The organism is Flavobacterium sp. xlx-214, assembly GCF_013874595.1.
Taxonomy (GTDB): domain Bacteria; phylum Bacteroidota; class Bacteroidia; order Flavobacteriales; family Flavobacteriaceae; genus Flavobacterium.
Map to the genome: position 1 here is coordinate 1,309,935 of NZ_CP059431.1, position 19,576 is coordinate 1,329,510.

The window sequence follows — 19,576 nt, forward strand, 5'->3', positions numbered from 1 at the left end:
TTACTAATAAATTTATTATTTTTTTTGTTAATTATTATTTTGTTTCAATGCGTAAAAGGCAGTGAAAAACCAACTAAGTATTAAAAATAAACCGCCTACAGGTGTAATTGGACCTAAAAATTTAAAATTAATACCACTTAAATCTTGTGTGGCTAATAAAAAAATAGAGCCTGAAAACAAGAAAACGCCTATGGTTGTTAAGATGCCAATAGTGCGCTTGTTTTTTTCGGTTAGTATATTTAGCTGCGAAATTAATAGCAAAAACAAAGCATGATACATTTGGTATCTTACTCCGGTTTCAAAACTTATTAATTGTTCTACTGTTAATACTTTTTTTAGTGCATGTGCCCCAAAAGCGCCTAAAATAATGGCAATAAATCCAAAAAAAGCTGCCAATGCTACTAGTTTTTTAGCCATGATAAATTTTTTTCAAATGTACACTTTATTTGTAATTATTAAAATACATTTTTTTGAGCATTTAATTTTTTAGTATATTTAAGCCCAACAACAAGAAACCAATAAGTAATGAAAAATGTCTTATTATTTGGTTCAGGAAGATCTACTTCTTCTTTAATCAAATATCTATTAGATCGAACAGAGTCACATCAATTTCAACTTTATATTGCAGATCAATCTATAACTTCAATACAAGAAAAAGTAGAAAATAATCCCAACGCATTTGCTTTTACATTAGATATACACAATAACGATGAACGTAGAAAGTTAATTCAAAATGCAGATATTGTTATTTCTATGATGCCAGCTTTTCTACACCCAATTATAGCGCAAGATTGCTTAGAGTTTGGTAAACACTTGGTAACAGCGTCTTATATTTCTAACGATTTAAAAGAAATGGATGCTGAAGTAAAAGCAAAAGGTTTGATTTTTATGAACGAATGCGGATTAGATCCTGGTATCGATCACATGAGTGCTATGAAAGTATTGGATGAAATTCGAGAAAAGGGTGGAAATCCAGTCCATTTTGAAAGCTTTTGTGGCGGTTTGGTAGCACCAGAATCGGATGATAACGAGTGGAACTATAAATTCTCTTGGAATCCGCGTAACGTAGTGGTTGCTGGGCAAGGTGGTGCAGCTAAGTTTTTACAACAAGGTACCTATAAATATATTCCTTATCAACGTGTTTTTAAGCGTACCGAGTTCTTAGAAATTGATGGTTATGGTAGGTTTGAAGCCTATGCGAATCGAGATTCATTAAGTTACAGAGAAGCTTACGGATTAGAAAAAGCACATACTATTTACCGTGGTACTATGCGTAGAGTAGGGTATTCACGTGCTTGGAATATGTTGATTCAATTAGGAGTTACTGATGATACTTATACAATTGAAGATTCTGAAAACATGACGTATCGTGAATTTATTAATTCATTCTTATATTATCACCCAACCGATTCTGTTGAAGTAAAGTTTCGATTGACTTTAAATATTGAGCAAGATGATACTATTTGGGATAAGTTTGTTGCTTTAGATTTCTTTAATGAAGATAAGAAAGTAGGATTAAAAAATGCCACTCCAGCACAAATTTTAGAAAAAATATTATCTGAAAAATGGACATTAAAACCAACAGATAAAGACATGATTGTAATGTATCATAAATTTGGATACACCATGCCGGGTGTTGAGGAAACATTACAGATTGATGCAACAATGGTTTGTATTGGTGATGATTCTTTACATACTGGAATGGCAAAAACGGTTGGTTTACCAGTAGGAATTATTACATTAAAAATATTAACAGGAGAAATTACAACTCCAGGTGTACAAATGCCTTTAACAAAAGAGGTTTACGAACCTGTTTTAAAAGAATTAGAAACTTTTGGCATTGTTTTCAATGAAAAAGAAGTTCCTTATGATGGAGGAATATAAAAAAGCAAAACGCCCAATTTAATTAAATTGGGCGTTTTTGTTTTTAGATGCCTAATTCAGTAAATAAAGCAATAAGTTTCTCATCTGAAGGTCTTGGTGCATCTCCAGAAACGATATTTCCGTTAGGGTCAATTAAAATGAATCTAGGGATACCATCAATCGCATAATCAGTTACAAATTTCGATTTAAAAGCATTGTCTGCATAAAGTTGTATGCCACCCATTTGTTTATCGGTTACAAACTTTTTCCATTTATCATGATCTTTTTTCTCATCAATAGAAATACTTACAAATTCAATGCTTTTGCCATGATATTTCTTTTCAACTTCTTTCATAAAAGGAATTTCTGCAACACACGGTCCGCACCAAGTAGCCCAAACATCTACATAAACATATTTTCCTTTTAAATCGTCAAGAGAAGTAGTTCCTCCTTTATGATTTTCATAATTAAATTTAGGCGAAGGTTTTCCTTTTACCAACGCTTTTAAAGTATTGTATTTTTCGGTTAACTCTTTTTTGAAATTTTCATCAGTTGATATTGATAAAAGGTCTTTGTAAAGAGCTTCCATTTTTTCGTTAGCTAACGAAACTTCATAAGAAAGAGATTGAGCTAAGCTGTTTTTAATGTTTTGACTTTTAATTGCTTTTAATTTTGGTAAGAAAACATCTTGATACGTTTGCCCGTTTTTAGTTTCTTCTTGTGTTTTTTTGTTGAAATTTAAATCAACTAAAGAGCGGTACGATTTAGAAAAGTTAAAGCTTTCTTCATTATCAAGATCAATGGTTGTATCAAGTTTAGGAAAACTTTCAGAAACTTTAAAATCATCTTTCTTCAAGAAAAATCCATGATAATCAGGATATATTTCTTGTAAATAAGCAGTGTTAAAAGTAATGTTTTTTGTTTCTTTTTCTTTAAAATCTGGAATTGTAAAAGTGGCTGTATTAAGAAGTTCGTTGCTTTTTTTACTCAACTCATTAATTTTTGCTAAGAAAGCAGTTTCATCAACAGAGAAAAGTGTTTTAGGATCTTCTCCTAAAATCTCTTTCGAAAGCGCCGATTTTTTAGAAAGATAATTGTTCTCGTTTGATAAATCGCCAGTAAAAGTTATTTCGTTTAATTTTTGAACATCGCCAGTAAACGAAAGATTTTTACCTTGATGTAAATAAATGGTTTGCTTGCCAATTTCATAAGCACCGTTGTATTGCAAGTAAAGTGTATCGGTAAAACTACCATCTTCTTTTACATTAATTTCTTTTTTGAAAGAATTTCCGCGAATGGTAAATTTATTTTCGGGTGTACCTGTTAGTTTACCAGAAACAATGGTATATGTTGTTTTTTCTTCTTTAGCGCATGCAAAAAGAACAAAAGTTAAAGCAATGGTGATGATTTTTTTCATAGTTTATTTTTTGTGTTTGATAACTAAAGATAACTATTTTTTAATAAATGTGTTAGATGCCTTTCGGAATAGCATCAATCAGTTTTTGAGTGTATGGTTTTTCAGGATGAGCAATTAAAGCATCGGCTTCGTTTTTTTCTTCAATTTGTCCTTTGTTCATCACCACAATTTGATCTGATATGTATTTAACCACAGCTAAATCGTGTGAAATAAATATATACGTAAAACCAAAATTATCTTTTAAATCGTTTAATAAATTCAACACTTGTGCTTGCACCGAAATATCTAATGCTGAAACCGATTCATCGCAAATAATTAGTTTGGGGTTCACTGCAATGGTTCGTGCAATACCTATACGCTGGCGCTGACCACCTGAAAATTCATGCGGATAACGATCGTAATGTTCTGGCAACAAACCAACTTTATTTAAAAGATCTAAAACTTTTTCTTTACGTTCTTTATCATTGGCGTATAGTTTATGCACTTTCATAGGCTCTAAAATAGCCTCGCCAACTGTTATTTTAGGATTTAAAGAAGCAAACGGATCTTGAAAAATAATCTGAATTTCTTTGCGTAAAGCCTTTAAATCGGCTTTAGAAAGTTGGGTAATATCTTGATCTCGATAAAAAATCTGTCCTTTTGTAGCAGGATCTAATTGTAAAATAGCATTTCCTAAAGTCGATTTACCACAACCACTTTCACCAACCAAACCTAATGTTTCGCCTTCATATACTTCTAAACTTACATCATTTACTGCTTTGAAATACTGGTTTGGCTTAAAAATATTGGTTTTAAGTAAATATTCTTTTTCAACATTTACCACGCGCAACAAAGGTTTTTTACTGTAAAGTACTTTTAAATGTTCTTCTCTAACAGCTGTTGTAACAACTTCGGCATGTTCTTTTTTATCCAAAAAATCTTGAATGGTAGGCAAGCGTTTTAAACGAATATCTAACGAAGGGCGCGAACCAATTAATGCCTGCGTATAAATATGTTGCGGGTTGTGAAATATTTGTTGCGCATTGCCTTGCTCTACAATTTCGCCTTTATACATCACCAAAACACGATGACAAATTTCGGAAATCAAAGCCAAGTCGTGCGATATAAAAATAACACTCATACCTGTTTCTTGCTGTAAATTTTTCAGCAGTTCAATAATTTCTTTTTGTACAGTTACATCTAATGCAGTGGTAGGTTCATCGGCAATTAATACTTTTGGTTTACAGGCAATTGCCATGGCAATCATTACCCGTTGTTTTTGTCCGCCCGATATTTGATGCGGGTATTTGTTGTACAACGTTTCTGGGTCGGGTAGTTTTACCTGTGCAAACAAACGCAATACCTCGTTTTTAATTTCTTTGGATGATAATTGGGTATGTGTTGCCAAAATTTCGGCTACTTGTTCACCGCATTTAATCGATGGATTTAACGAACTCATTGGTTCCTGAAAAATCATAGACAGTTCATTTCCGCGAATGTTTTGAAATTCTTTATCGGTTAATTGGGTGATATTTTTGTTGAGATAAACAATAGATCCCGAATTAATATCCGATACTTTTTTAGGTAGTAAACCCATTACTGCCAAACTGGATACCGATTTTCCAGAACCCGATTCACCCACAATACCCAAAATTTCATTCGGATATAGTTCAAAGGAAATGTGATGAATTACTTCACGCCATTTTTTTTCTTGCAAAAAAGAAATACTTAAATCGCTTACTTGTAAAATAGGTTGGGTCATAAAAAAGCTACCTTCAATTATAAAAACTAAAGGTAGCAAAAACAAACTAAACAATTATTTTAAATGTGTGGTGTTTGATGATGGATGTCTGATGTTTCAACTTCTGAATTTACACCCAGCATCTAATACCCAGCATCCAACATTAAGCCACATTTTGTGTGTAATCTTTTGTAACTACTAAATTAATTGGCGTACTGTTTAAAAGATTATCGTAAATAGGGCAACGCTCTTTAATTTCATCCATCCAAAACTTAAGTGTAGTTAAATCGGCGGTGGTTACAGGTTTAATCACCAAATTAATGCTCTCAAATCCGCTGCGATCATTTTGATTGTTCAAAACCCCCTTCATTTCTATCTGAATTGATTTTAAATCCATATCTAAATCATTTGCTACCTGATGCCCAACTACATTAACACAAGCTACAAAGCCTGCCAATAAATATTCTAAGTGAGCGTGCGAATTCTTTTTCATATCGGTTTGATTGATAGAAAACTGTAACTCGTTGATTTTAATGTTTAATTGACTTTGGTTAGCAAAACTTAATAATGAAATTTGTTCTTGGCTCATGATATTTTGGTTTTTGAGATTGATATTAATTTTAGGCATAAAAAAAATCCTCTACTTTGCAGCAGAGGATTTCTTTGGGATATATATTGTAAAACATTTACAAATTTGAACATACAAAGCCTCTGCGGGATATTTTCCACATCTTAAAATTGCATGTATGTTTAATAACTTGTTGCATGTTTTGCTTTATTGTCTTTTTTTTATTTCGGAACAAATATCTAAATTTTTATTTTAAATAAGTAAAATATTTTAAATTTTAACATTTGTTAATTTGTAGTAGATAAAATTTCTGTTTCGTTTAGTATTTCATCACCTCTTAAACGCAAAAATACCTGAGCTACGGCTACTACATCGCGTTCGCAGTATTTTGAAATGCGATTGATGTTTTTTTCGTTGTAATATACATTGCGTACTTCGCTACCGTCTATATCTTCTTTGGGCGATGGTATGCCTAACACGCTTGTTAATAATTTAAGCGAGGTGTAATGTTTATAATCGCCAAATTTCCATAATTCTAAGGTGTCTAAATGTGGAATTTCCCAAGGTTTTCTTCCAAAAAGCTGTAATTTTTCGGGAATGGGTAAACCGTGAATCAACATGCGTCGGCACACATACGGAATATCAAATTCTTTAATGTTATGCCCGCAAAACACATACGCTGGATTGGAAAAATGTGTTTGAATAAGCTGATTGAACTCCATTAACAAATTTTTCTCATCGCCTATAATGGATTTGGTTCTAAACTGGCGCTCGGCATTTTTTATCGTGAAAAATCCTACCGATATACACACTATTTTACCAAACTCGGCCCAAATACCTGCACGTTCGTAAAATTCTTCAGCCGTTACATCGTCTTTGCGTTGGTATTGGGTTTTATCGGCATACAATTGCTGCGTTTCTTCAGGCAAATCGCTAAAAAACTCTTGTTGAGGTACCGTTTCAATATCAAAAAACAAAATATTAGGCAATACAATTTTATCAATCATGGTTTTTGATTTAACATGTGATACGCTTCATCAATATATACATAAAAATCGTTGCTGTTAGGATCGGTTGTGGTTTGCAATCCTTTTAAATGACCCAAACGCACAATAATTAAATCATCTTCAGGAATTACAATAACAAACTGACCCAAATGCCCGCGCATATAGTATATGTGTTTATTTTTATAGTTGGATAGCCACCAACCGTAACCATATTGCGGACTATTTGCAAAACGAGGATTGATGGATTTAAATACATATGCTGTTGATAGTATTTGCTGACCGTTCCACGCACCATTTTGTTTGTAAAGTTTACCAAATTTTGCAAAATCACGCGCATTACTTGCAATACAACAATAGGCTTTTTCTACGCCGTCATTGGCATGATCAATCTGCCAAAGAGCATCGTTTTCCATACCCATAGGTTGCCAAAAATATTGAGAAACAAAATCGGCTAAATGCATTTTAGTTGCTTTTTCTAAAACCATGGCAAGCAATTGCGTATCACCACTTTGATAAATAAACTGTTGTCCTGGCTTTTTATCAATAGGTAAACTCAGCATTAAAGCACGTAAATCGGTTTTAAAATAGGCTTGTGTGGTAACCGATGTTGGTCCGTAATAATTTTCATCCCAATGTTGACCCGATGCCATACTAGCTAAATCGCCTACAGTAACCTCTTTGGCAAAAGCACCTGTAAGTTCGGGTAAAAAATCAATTACTTTTGTTTCTAAGCTTTGAATCATACCTAAATCAATCGCTTTTCCTAAGGCAGCGGTTACAATGCTTTTTGCCATAGAAAACGAGTTGGTTTTGCTGTCTTTTGATCCAACATCAAAATAACATTCGTGCCAAATACTATCGTTTTTAATAATTAAGAATGCCGTTGTTTGTAGCTCTTTATGTGTTTGGTTTAACTTATTAGTAGCCGCAACTTTATTGTAGTTTTTAGAAACATTCCAAGGTTGCGCCGTTCCTTTTTTAATGGTTCGGTTATCAAAATACGAGTAATCTTCTAAAAAAGCCGTTTTGTGCCCCGTTAAATACGTTACCCTTACCGCGCGTACTAAATAACCGTAGCCAAAAATGTAGAGTAGGGCAATAAGTGCTACAAAAACAATAAGAAACCACTTAAGTATTTTAAAAACTATTTTCATATTTTGATGTTTTGGTTTGATTAAAGATAAAAAAATTATTCATCATCTAACTGAAATATTTCGTTTACTGATACGCCAAATAGTTTTGACATTCGAAGGGCCAATTCTACCGATGGCGCATATTTACCTGCTTCAATAGCATTAATGGTTTGTCTGGTAACATTTAGTTTTTCTGCCAAATCGGCCTGTGTTATGTTTTGCATTGCCCGAAATACTTTAATCTTCGTTTTCATAACTAAATTGTTTGTTGTACATATATAATTTGGTGTAGTAAAAAAGGTTTAAGAATAGAATAAAAGCATAGTAAAAAAACATAATTACATATCCAAATGCCATACCGTAAATTAAAAACTCACTTATTATTAACAGAGTAAAAATTAGATATGTTGTATATGTTAGTGCTTTGCTACGAATTAAACCTATCATTTCATCTTCTATTTTCTGTTTCGAGAAAACCAATATTATTCCACTTATAAAGAATAAAGTTTCAATTAGTTCTTCAAACATGTTGTTTTCTATCCATCTAAAGTTGCCTGTATTTTCACTGTCTAAAAATGGATTGCTAATAATAGCAAACACTTTCATATTTAGTTCTAAATTATCAGTTAAGCTCGATTCAAAGAATTGAAGTGATATTAAAATACAAGAAATAATAAAAACCACTAATGCAGGGATTTTTAATTTGTTTGGAAATAGATAAATGCTTTTCATAATATAAAAGTTTTGAAATTGATTGAAGTAAATGTAATAAAAATTTTATATTATGTAAAAAATATTTTACAAAATGAGTTAAATGTTTTACAAATTGAAATTGGGCATTTTAAAAATAGATATGGGTATAACTAAAATGGAGTATGATTTTAGTCGTTTAAAACTTGATTTTTGATCGTTTAAAGTAGAAAAATATTTGTGATATCCTGACCCGAGCTTGCGAACAGTATGAAGTAAAACAAGTTCAGGATGACTGAGGTTTAGTTAAAATGGATTGAAATTTTTAAAGTGAGTTGTTGGGTTTTCTTTGTTTACTGTTTTTTAAATACTTTTTTAGTAGTAAAATTAATTAGTACTGTACCATTCTCATCAATTAAGTTCATCTCTGTTAATTTAACAATATCATCTTCGGGTAAAGTTGATAATAATGCAATAATTTTTTTAGTAAAAATTATCATTTCTGATGTAGGATTAGTTATACCTTCTTCTTGCATCTTTAATCTATCAGTATATATAGTAAGGAAATGTTTTATTGTTAAATGTTTCATTTTTTATAAATTATTATAAATGTCGCAGTCAATATTTGCACTAAGTTTATTAATAAAAGAAATAACAAATGGATTAAAATTTAAAGAAGGATTATTAGAGCCTAAAAATATTACAATTTGTAAAGTAAAATTTATATCTGAATAAGTGTTTTTTAACTTTATTAATTGATTTTCATAAATACTCAATTTGTTAATCAAATCAATTAATTCCTCTGAGTAATCTGCATTGATTAATTCTCCAGTAGAAAATATCCAACTTGTACTTTTTGGTACATTACCTCTTTCAAACATTAGATTAAACTCGGTAGGATGTAATGAAATGTTTTTATGGAACCAATCTATCGTGTAATTAGGGTTATCAGTTTTAATTGCTAAATATATTTTACCTTTTGTGTCCATTTTTTTGTTTGATCAAATATAACTAAATGAGTATGGTTTTAATTTATTAGATTTATAATGTTGTTATCTAAATTAATTAAAACAACTAAAAGAAAAGAATTTAATATTATTGAATAAATAACATAAAGCCTATCATTCAAAACTTGTTTTGGAATCACATAAAGAAGGAAAATACTTGTGAGATACTGAACAAGTTAAGGATGGATGTGGGTTTTATTGATGTACTTAATGAATTTAATTATGAGTATCAAAAATATAAAGGGAATTAATTTTAGAAATGTTTTATGTATATCAATTCTACTATTTATATATTCTTGTGGTAGTAATACAATTAGTTTTGATGAAAAAAAACAAGTAATTATCTCTGAATGTAATATAAGTAAGATCATTATTGAGAATTTAAAAACAAGTGATATTGTTATTGTTAAAAGCAAAATGAAACACAAAAAGTATTTGCTTTCATTAAATAAAATGGATACCGTTAATTTTATATATTTTAAAGATTGGTTAGAAAACAAGAAACTTGATGATTTTACTATACAACCTAATACAAAATATAAAATTGAAAATGCTAGTATTGGCGATGCTAGTAATTTTGGATTAACTTTAGAAGCTAATGAAGAAGGGGAATTAAAAATTAGTCACTAGTGTTATTAAATTACAGATACATTTTTTAAATCATTTATAGAAACTAAGGTAAAAAGAATTTATTATTAAAAGCTAAATAACACACAGCCCATCATTCCAAACTTGATTTGGAATCGTTTAAAGTAGAAAAACACTTGTGAGATCCTGAAACAAGTTCAGGATGACTGGCGTTTAGCTAAAATGAATTGAAGGGGATTAATTTTTAATAGTTATCCGTATTTTGTTTATAGTAGGCTTATGATACTGTTTTAGATAATATAAATATGGCAAAAATAATAGTAGTACCTAAAGATAAAGAGGCAGAATACTTATTAGATTATGATAACGCATTGCCTAATCAATTGGTAGAATTAATATTAACAGAAAAACAATTTGATGATTTATGGAATAATGGTGTTTTTGACTTAATTAATAAAATAGCAGGTACTATTATTGATGACTATGAAGAAGAGCATATAACAAATTTAACTTTTATACGCTTAATTTTAGATGAATTAAAAAGGTATCCGTTTAAATTAGCTGACTTTATAAAAATGTTTGAATTAGCTTTAGAATATAAAACAAGTATTCATTTTTACTTTTGAAAATTCTTATTAAAATAACATACAGTCCGTCATTCCAAACTTGATTTGGAATCGTTTAAAGTAGAAAAGTATTTGTAAAATCCTGAAACAAGTTCAGGATGATTGGGGTTTTAGAATAATTGAGTTATATTCATTTGTCTTGATTAGATATGATAAAAAAAAGTAATTTGATAATTAATGTTGCTATAGTTTTCGTGATTTTTTTCTGCTTAATAAGCTGCAACAAAACAAAAAAAGAAGAATTAAAGCAATATCTTACCAACGACAGTATGGCGATGTGGGATATTACAATGAAAAATTTTGTAGAATTAAAGGATACGTCGTATTATCATCACTATTATAAAAGCTATCTTATTTATAGCAATTTTGTTTGTGATAAATTTGCAAAATCTAGAGATGGTAATAGATTTATAGAGTTTTTGGGACCAAAACCAAATCTTATAGGGTTATGTAATCAATGGGAAATAAAAAATGACTCAACAATAATTCTAAATTGTAAAGATGTTTTTGTTGTAAAGATAATTAATAGAGATACTCTTTACTTATTTGATACATTAGGAATAAAAAAACACGAAATGTATAGAGATAAAACGCCTTGGAATATAGATGAAGAATCAGTTTTAATTAAAAATAAGCAAGTTGAAAGTGGTGAATATTTAGATCCTTATATTTATTAAAATTCTAAATTATTTTTTGATTTTTTGAGTGTTAATATTTACAAAATTTAATTGCACCTTCGTCATTCCAAACTTGATTTGGAATAGCATAAAGTAGAAAAGCATTTGCGAGATCCTGAAACAAGTTGAGGATGACTGGGATTTTAAGTTTCTTACATTCATTACTCTAAAAGCAAACAACCAAACATAAAAAGCCCTGTAAAGTTACTACCTTACAGGGCTTTTTTATTAACGAAAAGCTAAGTACAGCTTATAAATTCTGAAAAAAGTCGTTTCCTTTATCGTCTGTAATAATAAAAGCAGGGAAATCTTTCACTGTAATTTTACGAACAGCTTCCATACCTAATTCTGGAAAATCCACCACTTCAACTTTCAAAATATTATCTTGAGCCAAGATAGCTGCTGGTCCACCGATCGATCCTAAATAGAAACCACCATGTTTTGCACAAGCATCGGTAACTTGTTGCGATCGGTTTCCTTTCGCCAACATAATCATCGATCCACCTGCTGCTTGAAATTGATCTACATAACTATCCATACGCCCTGCCGTTGTTGGTCCGAAAGAACCCGAAGCCATTCCTTCAGGTGTTTTTGCAGGACCTGCGTAATACACAGGATGATTTTTAAAATAGTCAGGCATTGGTTGTCCGTTATCTAACATTTCTTTGATTTTAGCGTGTGCAATATCGCGCGCCACAATCACAGTTCCGTTTAACATCAATCGAGTTTTGATTGGATGCTTCGTTAATTCTGCCAAAATGTTTTCCATTGGCTGATCTAAATCAATAGAAACCGGAGCTTCCAAATGCGGAGCTGTTTCTGGTAATAAACGTGCCGGATTTGTTTCTAATTGCTCTACAAAAATACCTTCAGCTGTAATTTTTCCTTTGATGTTTCTGTCCGCAGAACATGAAACACCTAAACCAACAGGACAAGAAGCTGCGTGACGAGGTAAACGAATCACACGTACATCATGCACCAAGTATTTTCCACCAAATTGCGCTCCTACTCCTGATTCCTGACAAATTTTCTTCACACGTTCTTCCCATTCCAAATCGCGAAATGCTTGCCCAGCCATGTTTCCTGAGGTAGGTAAGTTGTCATAATACCCAGCCGATGCTTTTTTCACGGTAGCCAAAGTAGCTTCGGCAGAAGTACCCCCAATTACCAAAGCCAAGTGATACGGTGGACACGCTGCTGTACCTAAATCCATAATTTTAGCTTTCACAAAGGTTTCTAACGATTTATCATTTAATAACGATTTGGTTTGTTGGTACAAAAACGTTTTGTTTGCTGATCCACCGCCTTTTGCTAAAAATAAAAACTCGTACGAATTGCCTTTTTTAGCATAGATATCAATTTGAGCAGGTAAGTTTGATCCCGAATTTTTCTCTTCGAACATTGAAATAGGCACGATTTGAGAATAACGTAGGTTTTTATTGATATAGGTATTGAAAATTCCTTTCGATAAAGCTTCCGTATCATCAGAACCTGTATACACATTCTCTCCCTTTTTTGCCATTACAATCGCCGTACCTGTATCTTGGCACGATGGTAATTCACCATTCACCGCAACAGCTGCATTTTGCAATAAGTTATAGGCAACAAAACGATCGTTATCTGTAGCTTCAGGATCGTCAATAATGTTTTTTAGTTTTTCTAAGTGCGCTGTACGCAACATAAAAGAAACATCGGTCATAGCAGTTTCGGCTAGTAATTCCAAGCCTTTAGGATCCACCGTTAGTATTTCACGATTGCCTAATTTTTCTACTTTAACGTAATCTGAGGTAATTTTACGATACTGAGTATCATCTTTTTGTACAGGAAAAGAGTCCTGGTATATAAAATCAATCATTTTGATATTAATTGTTATTTAGCTTTGTAAATTTACTGAAATATGATTTTAGATTCACTCTAAATTTAGGTGGATTTTAAACATAAAAAAAGAGAAGTTTCCTTCTCTTATCTTTTTTTAGATATGTAATTCATTAAATCTTTTTTGTTTCGCTCAAAATCAAAAGCATCGTAGACTATATGGAAGTTAGAGCGGTCTACACAGTAATCGTATAACAATTTTCCTGCTTGTAAACGGGTCTCGTCAAAACTAAAATCGGTCAATAATGTTTTAATTTGTTGCGATGTAAAAAACGATGATCGGGTTTGTTGTTCAATGTATTTTAATCGATCTTTATCAAAGTTGACATTTCTTTTTAATGTTTGAAGAAAACTATCAAACGAACGATTATCCATAGCACGATCTCTAGAATTATCATAACCTGGTTGGTTGTTTTGGTATGGATTGTTCCAAACATCATCCCATTCGTTAAAACCATACATTTGCCCTTGTACTTTGTACGAATCTAACAAATAAAGCCCGTAATTACTGAAATAATCTAACACCATACGCGTGTTGTTGCGCACATTTAGTTGGGTACGATACATTAAGTAACCATCTTGATAGATTGCCAACGACATTCTGCCTGATTTTAAATCGAAAAAACGATATTTTCCAGAAGACGAGCTAATAGCTTGATCGTCTATTTCAACCGTGAAATAACCATATTCAGGAATGCGTAAAAAAACTTCAGAATAGCCCGAGTTTTGATTCCAGTAATAACGAGTATTGGTATTTCTGTCGTTACCTCTTGATGTATTTCTACTTCTTGATTGGTCTGAACGAACCATGCTACGCGATGTGCTGTTGGTTTGTATGGTTTGCATTTCTTTAGCAGAAGCTTCATTTTTTAGAAGTTCTCCTTTTTTACCTGCTTCTTGTGCAAACGATATAATGCTTATGAAAAGCGCACTAAGAGTAATTATTTTTCTCATAATTATTGGTTTTTTAATAGGCATTTCATGAATCGTGCCAAAGCGATTAAAGTAACAAAAAAATCCTCTTCATTTGAAGAGGATTTGTATATTATTTATTCACTTTTGCAATGTATTTGTCAATAGCCATGGTCATTGAAGGGGCTTCAGGAGTAGGCGCCATAATATCTACACGCAATCCATGCTCTTCGGCTTCTTTTTTAGTGGTACTACCAAAAACACCAATTCTTGTTTCGCCTTGTACAAAATCTGGAAAGTTTTTGAACAAAGAGTTAATTCCGGTTGGACTAAAGAAACATAAAACATCGTATTTTACATCTTTTAAATCCGATAAATCACTCATGGCAGTTAAGAAAAAGATGCCTTGTTTCCAGTTTACGCCTAATTCATTTAAAGTTTGTGGAACGTCATCGTTTAATTTGTCTGATGCTGGTAATAAAAACTTATCGTCTTTAAACTTTTTAATAAGCGGAGCCATATCAGCAAAATCTTTCTGTCCTACATAAATTTTACGTTTACGATAAACCACATATTTCTGTAAATAATAAGCAATAGCTTCTGATTGGCAAAAATACTTCATGGTTTCAGGAACTTTAAAGCGCATTTCTTCTGCAACTCTAAAGTAATGATCTACAGAGTTTTTACTGGTAAGAATGATGGATGTGTAGTTGTTTAAGTCAATTTTTTGTTGACGTACCTCTTTGGCATTTACACCCTCAACGTGAATGAAAGGTCTAAAGTCAATTTTTACTTTGTATTTCTGCTGAATGTCAAAATACGGTGAGTTTTCTACTTTAGGTTCTGGCTGTGACACCAAAATTGATTTCACTTTCATGATAATTTTTTTCTTTATGTCTTAGAAACAACAAACCAATGATATAAAATAAAATAGGGAGCTATTTCAAAGGTGCAAAGATACAAAATAAAATAGAAAATAAACTTAGTAAATAACTTTTGATAGTTTTTTAAAAGTAAAAAAAACAAAATAGCGTTTGATAGTAAAAATAAGCCCAATACAATCCATAAAAAATAATCAAATTGTATGTTGTTGTAAAACAGAATACATATAATAGGAAACAAAAGCAAACCTAAGTAAGAACGGTAGGTAACTTTTACAAGGTTGTATTGCTCTGCAAAGTCTTCCATATCAAAACAAAGCGCAATAATTTTTTCAATAAAGTACTTTACCAAAACAAAAAATAACAATACACTTAATATTCTTACATACGATCTAAAACTATTAAGCTCAGAAAAATTAGCTAAACTAATAATGTAATGTATGAATAAACTAATTGATACCATTTGTACAAAAAACATACTTATGTTAAAAGTACTTTTCATGTTGTTGGTATCGCGGTAGGTAGAAAGATATTTATTTGAAAACGCTAATTTGGTAAAATCTTCAAAACGATTAGGAAAGGCATTTCGAGTAATAACAATAGCGGCAAAAGTAACAACAAACAAAAGTGTTGCCCAATCAACCGAAAAATCATTCCTATTTAAAAAATCTATTTCCATAAACGTTGTAAAAGTAGTAATTTTATGCCGAAAAAAATCTTCTATTTTTATTAAGAAAACTACTTTTAAAAAAAGTTACATTTGCCAATAATTTTACTATGAAGCAAAACTTAGTTGTAATACCTACTTTTAACGAAATAGAAAATATTGAAGATATTTTAATTGCCGTTATGAATGTAACTACGCCAATGGATGTTTTGGTGGTAGATGATAATTCACCAGATGGTACAGCTGATAAAGTTTTGCAAATAGCAAAGGAATATCCTAACAGAATTTTTCTTAAGAAAAGAATGAAGAAAAATGGATTGGGAACTGCTTATGTTGCGGGGTTTAATTGGGCATTAAAAAATAACTACACTTATATTTTTGAAATGGATGCCGATTTTTCGCACAATCCAAACGATTTACCTTTATTGCTGCAAGCTTGTGAAAACGGTGCTGATGTAGCTATAGGTTCGCGTTACGTAAAAGGAGTTAATGTGGTAAACTGGCCATTAAGCAGAGTGTTGTTGTCTTATTTTGCATCGGTTTACGTGCGTTTTATTACAGGAATGAAAGTAATGGATACCACAGCAGGTTTTATTTGCTACAACAGAAAGGTTTTAGAGCAAATAAATTTAGAGCGAATAAAATTTGTGGGATATGCTTTTCAAATCGAGATGAAATATCGCGCATTTTCTCGTACCTTTAAATTGGTAGAAGTGCCTATTATTTTTACCGATCGCACTAAAGGAAAATCAAAAATGTCGGGCGGCATCATTAAAGAAGCTGTTTTAGGAGTTTTACAATTACGTTTTAAAAAACTATTTAATAAATTATAAATGAGTACGCTATTAATAAAAAACGGAACCATTGTTAACGAAGGAACAATTTTTAAGAGTGATATTTTCATTGAAAACGAAATCATTTCAAAAATTGCAGAAGAAATAAACCAACCAGCAGATAAAATAATTGATGCTGAAGGTCTGCATATTTTTCCAGGTGTAATTGACGATCAAGTGCATTTTCGTGAGCCAGGTTTAACACATAAAGGTACCATTGCCACAGAATCTAAAGCCGCTATTGCGGGCGGAGTTACATCGTTCATAGAACAACCCAACACAGTGCCTAATGCGGTTACTCAAGAAATTTTAGAAGAAAAATACCAAACCGCAGCCCAAACATCGTATGCTAACTATTCGTTTATGATGGGCGGAACCAATGATAATTTAGAAGAGGTTTTAAAAACAAATCCCCGTAATGTTGCAGGTATTAAATTGTTTTTAGGATCATCAACAGGAAATATGTTGGTTGATAATGAAGCTGTTTTAGAGAAAATATTTTCATCTACCAAAATGTTAATTGCGGTACATTGTGAATACGAACAAACCATTCGCGAAAACTTAGAGAAAGCGAAAGAACAGTTTGGAGACGATATTCCAGTTTCGCAACATCCTGTAATTCGCAGTGCCGAAGCGTGTTATAAATCATCATCAAAAGCTATTGAACTGGCAAAGAAAACGGGCGCGCGTTTGCATATTTTTCATATTAGTACAGGAAAAGAAACCGATTTATTTAGAAACGATATTCCGTTGGAAGAAAAAATGATTACTGCCGAAGTTTGTGTGCACCATTTGTATTTTTCAGATGAAGATTATGCAACAAAAGGTAATTTTATTAAATGGAATCCTGCGGTAAAATCGGCTGCTGATCGTGAAAAAATTTGGGAAGCTTTATTAGATGACCGTATAGATGTAATTGCAACCGATCACGCACCTCATACATTAGAAGAAAAATCACAAAAATATTTACAAGCACCATCGGGCGGTCCGTTAGTACAACATTCGTTAATTACAATGATAGAGTTTGCTAAACAAGGAAAAATTTCTTTAGAAAAAGTAGCTCAAAAAATGATGCACAATCCTGCAACTCTTTTTAAAATTGAAAAGCGCGGGTTTGTAAAAGAAGGCTTTTTTGCCGATTTAGCTTTGGTTGATTTAAACAGCGATGCTTGGACAGTTACCAAAGAAAACGTGTTGGCAAAGTGCGGCTGGTCTCCTTTTGAAGGGAAAGAGTTTAAAACTAAAGTGATTTCTACGGTTTTAAACGGAAATGTTGTTATGGAAAACGGAGTTATTAGTGAAAATCGTTTTGGAAAGCGCTTACTTTTTAATAGATAAAATGAAACAGCTATTTTCTATAATTTTAGTTTTTGGATTGCTTTTGGGATGTTCTAAGAAGCCAAATTACAGTGTTTCTCAAGAAAAAATGGTTGATGTTTTAACCGATTTAACTATTGCATCAAGTATTCGTTCGGTTACAAGTAAGCGCGATTCTGTGCAGTATTTGGTAACGTATCAAAGCATTCTAAAAAAACATGGTTTAGATAGTTTAAAATTCATTGAAGCGCAGAACAGCTATCAAAAAAACCCTGAGTTGTATGAGGTTATTTATGATTCGGTTCAAAAAAGATTACAAAAGAAATTAGATGAAACCAGAGCTTTACCACCAGAAAAAGGAGAAGATGACGAAATTAAAGTAATTAAAATAAAAGATATTCCCTTTGTACGAGGTATCGAATAATAGGAAAGTCCATTAATTTGGACTTTCTTTCTTTTTGAAAGTGTTATATTTGCAAAAACATATTTTTTACGATGAAAAATTTTATTGAAGAAGTGACTTGGAGAGGTATGCTCCACGACGTAATGCCAGGCACAGAAGAACATTTGATGGAGCAAATGCGTGTTGCGTATGTGGGAATTGATCCAACTGCCGATTCATTGCATATAGGTCATTTAGTGGGTGTAATGTTGTTAAAGCATTTTCAAACTGCTGGCCACAAACCTTTAGCGTTAGTTGGTGGTGCAACAGGTATGATTGGTGATCCGTCTGGAAAATCAAACGAGCGTAATTTGTTAGACGAAGCTGCTTTGCTACACAACCAAAACGCAATTAAAAATCAATTGTCTAAATTTTTAGATTTTGAATCGAATGCTGCAAATGCTGCCGAAATGGTGAATAATTACGATTGGATGAAAGAATTTTCGTTCTTAGGATTTATTCGCGATGTAGGTAAACACATTACCGTAAATTACATGATGGCAAAAGATTCGGTAAAAAAACGTTTAACAGGCGAAACTGCCGATGGTATGTCGTTTACAGAATTTACCTATCAATTGGTTCAAGGATACGATTTCTTGCATTTATACAACCAGAAAAGTTGTACGTTGCAAATGGGAGGATCGGATCAATGGGGAAATATTACCACAGGTACCGAGTTAATCCGTAGAAAAGAGCAAGGAAAGGCTTATGCTTTAACGTGTCCTTTAATTACAAAAGCAGATGGAACAAAATTCGGAAAATCAGAAGGAGGAAACATTTGGTTAGATGCAGAACGTACATCGCCTTACAAATTTTACCAATATTGGTTAAATACATCGGATGCTGATGCTGAAAAATACATTAAAATCTTTACTTTTTTATCAAAAGAAGATATTGAAAAATTAGTTGCAGAACATAATGAGGCACCGCATTTACGTCCGCTTCAAAAACGTTTAGCCGAAGAAGTAACGGTAATGGTTCACTCGCGTGAAGATTTTGAAAACGCTGTAAAAGCATCGGGAATTTTATTTGGAAATGCTTCGGCAGACGATTTAAAATCGTTAGATGCTAAAACATTTTTAGATGTTTTTGACGGTGTTCCGCAAGCTGAAATTTCGATGGACGATTTAAAAGCAGGAATTGATATTGTTGAGGTATTAAATGCTAAATCGGGCTTTATGAAATCAAATGGAGAAGCACGCCGCGCGTTAACCGAGAATTCTATTTCGGTAAATCGTGAAAAAGTGCAAGAAGGTTTTAATTTAACCACAGCCGATTTAATCAACAATCAGTTTGTTTTGTTGCAACGCGGAAAGAAAAATTACTTTGTTTTAAATGTACAATAGTAAAAAC

22 protein-coding genes are annotated in these 19,576 nt (G+C 32.0%); 8 read left to right on the forward strand and 14 right to left on the reverse strand.

What is annotated here, in order from left to right; genetic code table 11:
- Window positions 1–27 precede the first annotated feature (27 nt).
- A complete protein-coding gene (locus H1R17_RS06210; protein WP_163432105.1) occupies window positions 28–417 on the reverse strand; it encodes a DUF423 domain-containing protein in 390 nt (129 codons plus the stop codon).
- A 108-nt stretch (window positions 418–525) separates the two neighbouring features.
- Here H1R17_RS06210 and H1R17_RS06215 point away from each other — a divergent pair, with 108 nt between their 5' ends.
- Complete coding sequence (locus H1R17_RS06215) at window positions 526–1,884, forward strand: saccharopine dehydrogenase family protein (protein ID WP_163432107.1); 1,359 nt, start codon at window positions 526–528, stop codon at window positions 1,882–1,884.
- Window positions 1,885–1,927: 43 nt separating this feature from the next.
- Here the strand turns inward: H1R17_RS06215 and H1R17_RS06220 are convergent, their stop codons facing one another.
- The 9 genes from H1R17_RS06220 to H1R17_RS06260 form a co-directional block, all read right to left on the reverse strand.
- Window positions 1,928–3,280, reverse strand: coding sequence for a TlpA disulfide reductase family protein (locus tag H1R17_RS06220; protein ID WP_163432109.1), 1,353 nt, complete (start codon window positions 3,278–3,280; stop codon window positions 1,928–1,930).
- A gap of 52 nt (window positions 3,281–3,332) precedes the next feature.
- Complete coding sequence (locus H1R17_RS06225) at window positions 3,333–5,021, reverse strand: ABC transporter ATP-binding protein (protein WP_163432110.1); 1,689 nt, start codon at window positions 5,019–5,021, stop codon at window positions 3,333–3,335.
- Window positions 5,022–5,163: 142 nt separating this feature from the next.
- Window positions 5,164–5,589, reverse strand: coding sequence for an OsmC family protein (locus tag H1R17_RS06230; RefSeq protein WP_163432112.1), 426 nt, complete (start codon window positions 5,587–5,589; stop codon window positions 5,164–5,166).
- A gap of 266 nt (window positions 5,590–5,855) precedes the next feature.
- Window positions 5,856–6,575 (reverse strand): 3'-5' exonuclease, encoded by a 720-nt coding sequence (locus H1R17_RS06235; protein WP_163432114.1) that lies wholly within the window; start codon window positions 6,573–6,575, stop codon window positions 5,856–5,858.
- The gene (locus H1R17_RS06240) at window positions 6,572–7,729 is read right to left on the reverse strand and encodes a serine hydrolase (protein ID WP_163432117.1); all 1,158 of its coding nucleotides are present in this window, start codon (window positions 7,727–7,729) and stop codon (window positions 6,572–6,574) included. Before H1R17_RS06240 ends, H1R17_RS06235 begins: the two co-directional genes overlap by 4 nt.
- 35 nt (window positions 7,730–7,764) lie before the next feature.
- Entirely contained in the window at window positions 7,765–7,962 is a 198-nt protein-coding gene (locus H1R17_RS06245) for a helix-turn-helix transcriptional regulator (protein ID WP_163432119.1), read from the reverse strand.
- Complete coding sequence (locus tag H1R17_RS06250; RefSeq protein ID WP_163432121.1) at window positions 7,946–8,440, reverse strand: hypothetical protein; 495 nt, start codon at window positions 8,438–8,440, stop codon at window positions 7,946–7,948. Before H1R17_RS06250 ends, H1R17_RS06245 begins: the two co-directional genes overlap by 17 nt.
- A 311-nt stretch (window positions 8,441–8,751) precedes the next feature.
- On the reverse strand, window positions 8,752–8,988 hold the full coding sequence (locus H1R17_RS06255; RefSeq protein WP_163432123.1) for a hypothetical protein: 237 nt from the start codon (window positions 8,986–8,988) through the stop codon (window positions 8,752–8,754).
- 3 nt (window positions 8,989–8,991) lie between these two features.
- Window positions 8,992–9,387 carry a DUF4279 domain-containing protein gene (locus H1R17_RS06260; protein WP_163432125.1) on the reverse strand — a complete coding sequence of 132 codons (396 nt, stop codon included), beginning with the start codon at window positions 9,385–9,387 and terminating at the stop codon, window positions 8,992–8,994.
- 240 nt (window positions 9,388–9,627) lie between these two features.
- Here H1R17_RS06260 and H1R17_RS06265 point away from each other — a divergent pair, with 240 nt between their 5' ends.
- The 3 genes from H1R17_RS06265 to H1R17_RS06275 all read left to right on the forward strand — a co-directional run bounded on the left by H1R17_RS06265 (window position 9,628) and on the right by H1R17_RS06275 (window position 11,296).
- On the forward strand, window positions 9,628–10,035 hold the full coding sequence (locus H1R17_RS06265) for a hypothetical protein (RefSeq protein ID WP_163432127.1): 408 nt from the start codon (window positions 9,628–9,630) through the stop codon (window positions 10,033–10,035).
- Between the two features lie 263 nt (window positions 10,036–10,298).
- Window positions 10,299–10,619: a hypothetical protein gene (locus H1R17_RS06270; RefSeq protein WP_163432129.1), complete on the forward strand. Its 321-nt coding sequence runs from the start codon at window positions 10,299–10,301 to the stop codon at window positions 10,617–10,619.
- Between the two features lie 167 nt (window positions 10,620–10,786).
- A complete protein-coding gene (locus H1R17_RS06275) occupies window positions 10,787–11,296 on the forward strand; it encodes a hypothetical protein (protein WP_163432131.1) in 510 nt (169 codons plus the stop codon).
- A gap of 250 nt (window positions 11,297–11,546) precedes the next feature.
- Here the strand turns inward: H1R17_RS06275 and H1R17_RS06280 are convergent, their stop codons facing one another.
- From H1R17_RS06280 to H1R17_RS06295, 4 genes are all read right to left on the reverse strand, one after another.
- Window positions 11,547–13,148, reverse strand: coding sequence for a fumarate hydratase (locus tag H1R17_RS06280; protein ID WP_305038445.1), 1,602 nt, complete (start codon window positions 13,146–13,148; stop codon window positions 11,547–11,549).
- 110 nt (window positions 13,149–13,258) lie between these two features.
- Entirely contained in the window at window positions 13,259–14,125 is an 867-nt protein-coding gene (locus H1R17_RS06285; RefSeq protein ID WP_163432135.1) for a DUF4476 domain-containing protein, read from the reverse strand.
- A gap of 91 nt (window positions 14,126–14,216) precedes the next feature.
- Entirely contained in the window at window positions 14,217–14,960 is a 744-nt protein-coding gene (locus H1R17_RS06290) for a uroporphyrinogen-III synthase (protein WP_163432137.1), read from the reverse strand.
- Window positions 14,961–14,974: 14 nt separating this feature from the next.
- A complete protein-coding gene (locus H1R17_RS06295) occupies window positions 14,975–15,643 on the reverse strand; it encodes a DUF4271 domain-containing protein (RefSeq protein WP_163432138.1) in 669 nt (222 codons plus the stop codon).
- Between the two features lie 98 nt (window positions 15,644–15,741).
- Between H1R17_RS06295 and H1R17_RS06300 the strand changes: the two genes are divergently transcribed.
- The 4 genes from H1R17_RS06300 (at window position 15,742) to tyrS (ending at window position 19,569) form a co-directional block, all read left to right on the forward strand.
- Window positions 15,742–16,464: a polyprenol monophosphomannose synthase gene (locus H1R17_RS06300; protein ID WP_163432139.1), complete on the forward strand. Its 723-nt coding sequence runs from the start codon at window positions 15,742–15,744 to the stop codon at window positions 16,462–16,464.
- On the forward strand, window positions 16,465–17,802 hold the full coding sequence (locus tag H1R17_RS06305) for a dihydroorotase (protein ID WP_163432140.1): 1,338 nt from the start codon (window positions 16,465–16,467) through the stop codon (window positions 17,800–17,802).
- A gap of 1 nt (window position 17,803) precedes the next feature.
- Window positions 17,804–18,205 (forward strand): DUF4296 domain-containing protein, encoded by a 402-nt coding sequence (locus H1R17_RS06310; RefSeq protein ID WP_163432141.1) that lies wholly within the window; start codon window positions 17,804–17,806, stop codon window positions 18,203–18,205.
- A 71-nt stretch (window positions 18,206–18,276) separates the two neighbouring features.
- On the forward strand, window positions 18,277–19,569 hold the full coding sequence (gene tyrS / locus H1R17_RS06315; protein WP_163432142.1) for a tyrosine--tRNA ligase: 1,293 nt from the start codon (window positions 18,277–18,279) through the stop codon (window positions 19,567–19,569).
- Window positions 19,570–19,576: the final 7 nt, after the last annotated feature.